Source organism: Solibacillus sp. FSL R5-0449, from assembly GCF_037975215.1.
Classification (GTDB): domain Bacteria; phylum Bacillota; class Bacilli; order Bacillales_A; family Planococcaceae; genus Solibacillus.
In genome coordinates, this window is the sequence record NZ_CP150239.1 from 397,317 (window position 1) to 405,000 (window position 7,684).

Consider the following 7,684-nt stretch of genomic DNA (forward strand, 5'->3'; position numbering starts at 1 on the left):
AGATGACTAAAGTTCCAGTAGCAATTTTAGGAAGCGGCAACATCGGCACAGACTTGATGATGAAAATCTTAAAAGCTGATGGACATTTAGATTTAGTTCTGGTGGCAGGTATTGATCCTGCCTCAGACGGTCTAAAGCGTGCCAAAGAAGCGGGAATAGCAACAACTGCAAAGGGGATCCACGGGATTATCGAACACGGTTCCGCACAAATTGTTTTTGATGCCACGAGTGCGTATTCGCATATTGAACATGCTAAAATCCTTAAAGAAAATGGCATTGTGGCGATTGATTTAACGCCTGCAGCAATCGGGCCGTATGTAATTCCAAGTATTAATATAGAAGAACATATTAATGAAATGAATATTAATATGGTGTCCTGCAGCGGGCAGGCTACAACGCCGCTTGTTTATGCAGTAAGCCAAATTGCAGAAGTGCTCTACAGCGAAATTATCGCTACGATTTCAAGCCCGTCCATCGGTTTAGGAACACGCCAGAACTTGGATGAATTTACAATAACAACTGCCAATGCAGCCAAATTAGTTGGTGGTGCACAATCAGCACGCGCTATGCCGGTCATCAATGCAGCGGAGCCGCCTATTTTAATGAATAACACCGTTTATGCGGTACTAGAAGATGATATTGATCCAGTTCAATTACAGAAATCTGTAGAAGATGTCGTGCAAAAGGTGAAGCAATATGTACCAGGTTACCGATTGAAAGGGCAACCGATTGTCGATGAACGCGAAACACCTTGGGGCAACCGTAAAGTGGTCATTATTATGAATGAGGTGGAAGGCGCGGGTGATTATTTCCCGAAATATGCCGGTAATCTCGATATTATGACTGCTGCGGCTTTACAAGTTGGAGAAAAGATTGCAGAAAATATGCTGAAGGGAGCTGCTTTAAAGTGACCAATATTCTAATCGGGGACACTACATTGCGTGACGGTTCACATGCTGTCAGCCATTCTTTTACTCCACAATTTGTTGAACAGATTGTTACCGAATTAGCGGCAGCAAATATTCCTTTAATCGAAGTAAGCCACGGTGCGGGACTTCAAGGCTCTACGATTCAGCAAGGCTTTTCTAAATACGACGAGATGAAGCTGATTGAGGCAGCTGTAAAAGTAAAAGGTCAATCTAAAATTGCTTCCTTGTTTGTTCCTGGTATTGGAACACGTCCTGCTATTGTAGAAGCAGCCAATATTGGAATTGATGCACTCCGCATCGCAGTTCACTGTACAGAGGCAAATATATCACAACAATACTTTGAAGAAGCGAAAAAGCAAAATCTGGATGCTTACGGATTTTTAATGATGAGCCACAGTACAACACCGCAGCGTTTAGCAGAAGAAGCGAAGAAAATGGAAGAGTACGGTGCAGATGGTGTATATATCGTCGATTCTGCTGGTGCATTAGTGCCAAAAACGGTCATTGAGCGGATCGATGCTTTAAAAGAGACATTGTCGATTCAAGTAGGGTTCCATGGTCACAATAATTTAGGGTTGGCGGTTGGAAATTCGTTAACAGCAATTGAACACGGGGCGACATTAATTGATGGGACACTTCGCGGATTAGGTGCCGGTGCGGGGAATGCGCCATTGGAAGTCCTTATTGCAGCAATGGTGAAGTCGAATATCGAAACACCAATCGTCCTTTCAACATTGATGAATGCTGCGGAAGAATTAGTGGCACCAGAAATGCATTACTTGCCATTTATAGACCGTGAAAATTTATCATCAGGGTATGCCGGTGTGTACAATAGTTTCCTATTACACGTAAGAAAAGCTGCAGAAAAATTCCAAGTCGATGCGGTAAGTATTATCGAAGAACTTGGGAAACGAAATGCCGTTGCAGGACAGGAAGACTGGATCATCGATGTGGCAATGGAACTATCTTCAAAGAAAGTTGAGGTTTGATAGTATGGCAAATGCACAAGGGTTTGCTTCAATGCTTTTGGAAGCTGAGCAGACGAAGGCACCAATTGAACCATTTACACAGCTCGCGCCTACAATTTCATTAGAACAGGCTTATGAAATCCAACTTGCTTATGTAGAGCAAAAAAAACAGGCTGGCCATAAAGTCATCGGCAAAAAAATTGGCGCTACGAGTAAAGCAATTCAAAATATGTTCAACGTTAATCAGCCGGATTACGGTCATTTGTTCGATTATATGTTGTACAAATCGGGCGATACGATCAATATCGATCAACTGATTCAGCCTAAAATCGAATCAGAGCTTGCCTTTGTATTAAAAGAAGATATTAAAGGACCTAATATTACGCCTTTAGATGTATTATTGGCGATTGATTATATTGTTCCGGCCTTTGAAATAATCGACAGCCGTATTGCCGACTGGCGAATCAAATTTGAAGATACGGTATCAGATAATGGCTCTTCCGGATTGGTCGTTTTAGGAGATCAACGTCTATCGATTTATGATATTGACTTAACAACAATCGGTTTGAATACGTATCAGAATGGCGAACTCATTGAAATGGGTACAGGAAGTAATGTTTTAGGCAATCCGATTAATTCTGCAGTTTGGTTAGCGAACGCATTACAGCAGTTTAATGTCCCGCTGCTTGCTGGCGAAGTGATTTTAACTGGCGCATTTACATCAGCGTTACCAATTGAAAAAGGGGATCATTTTAAGGCAGCCTTCGGACAAATTGGTTCGGTTGAAGTGAAGTTTGTATAGGGGGATTCATATGACGAGTATTACTAAATTATCGGTTGTAGATGAGTTGTATTGGGCTGAAAAAAATGCGCAAACACTTGAACAGTTTGCCAATAAAATAGATGGGTTCTCGGAGCGTGAAGCTTATGAAATTCAGCAATTACTAGTAGATAAAAAAATAGAACAAGAACAAACGGAACAAATCGGGTGGAAGTTAGGATTAACATCAAAAGCAAAACAGCAGATGATGGGGGTCCACGAGCCGTCATATGGTGTGCTTTTGAAAAACATGTACTTAATCGAAGGCGGTAAACATGATTTAGCACCATACATTCATCCGAAACTGGAACCTGAACTCGCTTTCGTTTTAAAGAAACCGTTGAAAGGTTCTCCGACTTTAGAAGAAGTAATCGATGCAATTGATTTTGTGCTGCCGGCATTTGAAATCATTGATAGTCGATTTGAACGCTTTAAGTTTACGTTACTTGATGCGATTGCCGATAATTCATCCTCGAGTCGGTATATTTTGGGCAACCGTCCAATAAAACTAGATGCCGATTTTATTGATGCATTAGGGGTTATTTACTACAAAAATGGAGAAATCGTCGCTTCGACAACATCTGGAGCAGTGATGCAAAATCCGCTTATAAGCATTCAATGGTTAGCGGAAAAGCTACACGAGCGGAACTTGCATTTAAAACCACGCGACTTAATTTTAAGCGGGTCGATTAGTGAAGCAATCGAAATAAAACCGGGGGACTTTTTCCATGCAAGTTTCCAAAGTTTAGGAACGATTTCGGTTTCATTTACTGGAGGTGCGGGCGAATGCCATTCATCCAAGTAACGATTTTAGAAGGACGTACACCCGAGCAAAAGGAGCGTCTTATTGAACAATTGAGCAAAACAGCCAGCGATGTATTGGAGGCACCAATCGAAACAGTCCGCGTCCATTTACAGGAAACAGCTGCAACACATTGGGGCATAGCAGGGAAATCCGTTGCCAAAAGGAGAGAGACAGATGCTAACAACTGAAAAAGAAGTGTTAACGGTTAATCATTTTATTAATGGACAATACAGACAATCCGCAACAAAGAAAACATTTGAAGTACATGATCCTTCCAACCAACGTTTAATTGCGATTGTTTCGGAAGCATCCGAAGAGGACGTTACAGAAGCGGCAAACAGTGCGCGCCAGGCTTTTGAACATAGTGAATGGCGTACAATGCCGTTAGCGGAGCGTTGTGCGAAAATTCGCCGGATGGCAGATATTATCGTTGAACGAAAAGAAGAAATTGCCCGCCTTGAAGCAATGGATGTAGGAAAGCCTTATCAGCATGCAGTCGGCTCCGATATCCCACGTGCTGCCCATAATTTGCGGTTCTATGCAGACTTCGTTGAGAAGCAAGGGGATGAAGCGTATCCAATGGATGAAAACTTTATCAACTATACACGCTATGAGCCGGTTGGTGTAGCAGGTCTAATTACGCCTTGGAATGCACCATTTATGTTAACAACTTGGAAATTGGGTCCATGTCTTGCAGCGGGGAATACAGCTGTCATTAAGCCGGCTGAATTGACGCCATTATCGGTTTCACTTCTTGGAGAAATTGCACAACAGGCAGGCATTCCTGATGGTGTCGTAAACGTGATTCATGGAAGTGGAAAAACGGTTGGTACATGGGTAACGGAACAGCCTGAAATTGATTTGATTTCTTTTACAGGATCGACAGTTACAGGTAAACAGATTATTAAAAATGGCGCGGATACATTGAAGAAAACATCATTTGAGCTTGGCGGAAAAGCAGCGAATATTATTTTCGAAGATGCGGATTTATCAAAAGCTGTACCGACATCGATTCAGGCAGCATTTTTAAATTCTGGGCAAGTTTGTTTAGCCGGTTCACGCATTTTAGTGCAGCGTACAATTTTAGATGAATTTTTGGAGAAATTTAAAGCGGCAGCAGAGGCACTAGTCGTTGGCGATCCGCAAGACCCGAAAACGACAACGGGCCCATTAGTAAGTAAAGTGCAATACGATAAGGTGAATTATTATATTGAACTAGCCAAAGAAGAAGGGGCAAAACTGATTACAGGTGACCAGCCGCTACAATTATCGGATGATCTGGCAAAGGGCTACTACATCGCCCCGACGATTTTCCTGCATCATGATCCGAATGCACGTACATGTCAGGAAGAAATCTTTGGTCCAGTCGTAACGATCTTACCGTTCGATACTGAAGAAGAAGCTTTAGCAATTGCGAACAATACGGATTATGGATTAAACGGGGTCATTTGGACAGAAAATCTGAAGCGAGCACATCGTGTGTCATATGCTGTCCGTGCAGGAACAATTTGGGTGAATTGCTGGTTTGTTCGTGACTTACGTGTTCCATTTGGCGGCTTCAAAAAGAGCGGTGTTGGTCGAGAAGGCGGACGTCATAGTATGGAATTCTTTACAGAAGCGAAAAATATTTGCATCTCCTTAAACTAAAATGCTTATCATCCTATTTGGAATTCCTGATAGGGTGATAGGCTTTATTTATATTGTAGGAAGAAATCGTTTTTGAAGTGGTTACGTTCCTTGTATTTTGAGGTGTTATATATTGAGTAGTAATTGAATTATATATTGAAAGGCGTGGATTTATTGTTGAATTTTGACTTGGAAAAAAATCTTACAACCTTTATACCAATGCAAAACGTGAAGCAACAAATCGATGTGAAGAAGATGGCTAAGGAAAATCTGCAACTGAAAAATGTAATCGCAATCTACAATAAATTAAATGAAATGCTCGTCAATAAACAAAATTTAACTGAAATATTAAAGGAATGTAATCAATTGGTAGGAAGAGAAATTGCTCTATTTGATCTTGAAGGGGACCTTTGCTACTCCTCCTGTCAATCGGTACTACTGGAAAACTTTATTTTGGAATATAAGAAGAAATATGCGAATTGGAAGTTCCGGGAGATACGGGAAATTAGCCTGGACAGCGGGAATATTCTTATTTCACCGATCATAGTCGATCAGGAAGTCTTCCAATATTGCGGATTTTTCTATAAAAAAGATGAAATCATTACAGAAGAAGAAAAAATGATACTTGAACGGATCAGTACCATTTGCAGTATTGTTCTTATCAATAAAAAAGCGATGTTCGATGCAAATGAACGAATGAAAGCCGTGTTATTTGAAAAGCTTCTTATTGGAGAGATTACGGATTATAAAGAGCTGTTACGGGAACTGAAGCTATTGAATATTTATGTGCAGGAAAGTTATCATATTGCCTATATTTCCTTTAACTACAAAGATAGATCAAGTGATGATAATTTGCAGATGTTTGTAAAAGTGTATCGTGAAATCGTGAACTTTTTTAAAAAGCTAAATATGGAAGTATTGATTGTTCAACGCGGTCAAGGGGTTTTATGTTTTGTTCCGCTTTCCTTTGATGACCCCTTATTAGACGGGGCACCCGAAAAATTCTTGCATTCAATCGATAAATATCAGGATTCGATTATTTGCCGTGTCGGTATAAGTTCGACAACAAATACATTGGAATGCCTTAATCCATCTATTAAAGAGGCGATTATTGCTGAGAGAATGGCCACTTCCAATGAGCCGGTCATGCAGTTTGAAGATATCGGCATACTCGGTGCATTATTATATACGGAACATCAACAATTACTTAGAAGTATAGTAGAAAGAGATCTTCAGGAAATTCTACCGGAAGAAGACCTGATGCAAACACTTTATTATTTTTTAGATAATGGCGGCAATTTGGAGAAAACAGCCAAGTTAACGAATTTATCTGTCGGAGGGGTCAGGTATCGTTTGCAAAATATAAAGGAGTTATTACAAATTGATTTACGATGTCCTAAAATCCGTTTTCAGCTTTTGTTAAATTTAAAAGTACTTAAAGTTTTAAATCTGCCCGCAATATAAATTAGTATTTATAGATCATTTAACGACTAAATCTGGTCGTTAAGTGATTTTTTTATTGTAAAACTAGCATTTGCTGTTAGTAAAAACGAAAATTTTAGACAGGAACTGCAATATGTGAAAACGCTTTCTTCCTTTACACTTAAGTTAACAAATCAAAGGGGGTTATAAGTTATGCATACTGGTAAAAGTTACTTGGAAAGCCTAAATGATGGTCGTGTTGTTTATTTGAATGGTGAAAAAATTGATAATGTCGTAGAACATCCAGCCTATGAAAATTCTGCAAAATCATATTCTCGTCTTTATGATGCATTGCACGATCCGGAAAAACAATCAATATTGACAGGAATTAATGAGTATGGTGACCGTACACATAAATTTTTTATAACTCCAAAGAATGCGGACGATTTATTAGGGGCGCGTGATGCTATTGCAGAATGGTCTAAATTAAATTTTGGATTCATGGGCCGCACACCGGATTACAAAGCTTCGTTTCTCGGACATTTAAATGCCTACTCGGATTATTATGTAGGTTTTGAAGAGAATGCAAAGGCATGGTATCGAAAAGCATCGAAAGAGCTGCCGTTTGTTAATCATACAGTCATTAATCCGCAAATGGACCGTTCAAAATCATTGCATGAAAACAAAGACGTTTTCGTTCGTGTTGTGAAGGAAAGAGATGACGGGATTATCGTAAAAGGGGCAAAAATGGTAGGGACGTCTGCCGCTTTGACTCACTATAATTTTGTCGCTAACTACGGACCGAAATCCCTTGGTGATGGAGATGTGAGTCATGCGTTGATTTTCCTTGTCCCAATGAATGCGCCGGGATTAAAAATGATCAGCCGTCAATCATATGAACTCAGTGCTAAAGTAAACGGTTCTCCATTCGACTATCCTTTATCAAGCCGTTTTGATGAAAATGATGCAGTCATCGTTTTGGATAATGTATTTATCCCATGGGAAGATGTTCTGGCTTATAAAAATGTGGAAGTCTCTAACAACTTCGTGCCAGCCACACATTTCGTCAATCGTTTTAGCTTCCATGGATGTACGCGTTTAGGTGTTAAACTGG

General features: G+C 40.1%; 8 protein-coding genes (1 of these 8 running past the window's edge). All 8 read left to right on the top strand.

Translation table 11 applies throughout. The features are described 5' to 3' along the window. Positions 1-2 precede the first annotated feature (2 nt). Entirely contained in the window at positions 3-911 is a 909-nt protein-coding gene (locus tag MKY27_RS01970; RefSeq protein WP_339197324.1) for an acetaldehyde dehydrogenase (acetylating), read from the top strand. After that, positions 908-1,918: a 4-hydroxy-2-oxovalerate aldolase gene (dmpG, locus tag MKY27_RS01975; RefSeq protein WP_339197326.1), complete on the top strand. Its 1,011-nt coding sequence runs from the start codon at positions 908-910 to the stop codon at positions 1,916-1,918. Before MKY27_RS01970 ends, dmpG begins: the two co-directional genes overlap by 4 nt. Before the next feature lie 4 nt (positions 1,919-1,922). Continuing rightward, entirely contained in the window at positions 1,923-2,699 is a 777-nt protein-coding gene (locus tag MKY27_RS01980) for a 2-keto-4-pentenoate hydratase (RefSeq protein WP_339197328.1), read from the top strand. Positions 2,700-2,709: 10 nt separating this feature from the next. Continuing rightward, positions 2,710-3,522, top strand: coding sequence for a fumarylacetoacetate hydrolase family protein (locus tag MKY27_RS01985; protein ID WP_339197331.1), 813 nt, complete (start codon positions 2,710-2,712; stop codon positions 3,520-3,522). After that, on the top strand, positions 3,504-3,710 hold the full coding sequence (locus MKY27_RS01990; RefSeq protein WP_339197334.1) for a 2-hydroxymuconate tautomerase family protein: 207 nt from the start codon (positions 3,504-3,506) through the stop codon (positions 3,708-3,710). Before MKY27_RS01985 ends, MKY27_RS01990 begins: the two co-directional genes overlap by 19 nt. Continuing rightward, a complete protein-coding gene (locus MKY27_RS01995) occupies positions 3,697-5,169 on the top strand; it encodes an aldehyde dehydrogenase (protein WP_339197337.1) in 1,473 nt (490 codons plus the stop codon). Before MKY27_RS01990 ends, MKY27_RS01995 begins: the two co-directional genes overlap by 14 nt. A gap of 153 nt (positions 5,170-5,322) precedes the next feature. After that, positions 5,323-6,612, top strand: coding sequence for a helix-turn-helix domain-containing protein (locus MKY27_RS02000; RefSeq protein WP_339197340.1), 1,290 nt, complete (start codon positions 5,323-5,325; stop codon positions 6,610-6,612). Between the two features lie 171 nt (positions 6,613-6,783). Continuing rightward, positions 6,784-7,684, top strand: the 5' portion of a protein-coding gene (locus tag MKY27_RS02005; protein ID WP_339197342.1) for a 4-hydroxyphenylacetate 3-hydroxylase family protein. Its footprint extends 602 nt past the window's final position; 901 of the gene's 1,503 nt are visible here — the first part of the coding sequence; its start codon is at positions 6,784-6,786; its stop codon lies beyond the right edge, outside the window.

What these genes read in the sequence shown, in the direction of transcription:
- MKY27_RS01995 (WP_339197337.1), top strand. Translation starts at nt 3,697, where the DNA reads ATGCTAACAACTGAAAAAGAAGTGTTAACGGTTAATCATTTTATTAAT.
- MKY27_RS01970 (WP_339197324.1), top strand. Translation starts at nt 3, where the DNA reads ATGACTAAAGTTCCAGTAGCAATTTTAGGAAGCGGCAACATCGGCACA.
- MKY27_RS01990 (WP_339197334.1), top strand. Translation starts at nt 3,504, where the DNA reads ATGCCATTCATCCAAGTAACGATTTTAGAAGGACGTACACCCGAGCAA.
- MKY27_RS01985 (WP_339197331.1), top strand. Translation starts at nt 2,710, where the DNA reads ATGACGAGTATTACTAAATTATCGGTTGTAGATGAGTTGTATTGGGCT.
- MKY27_RS01980 (WP_339197328.1), top strand. Translation starts at nt 1,923, where the DNA reads ATGGCAAATGCACAAGGGTTTGCTTCAATGCTTTTGGAAGCTGAGCAG.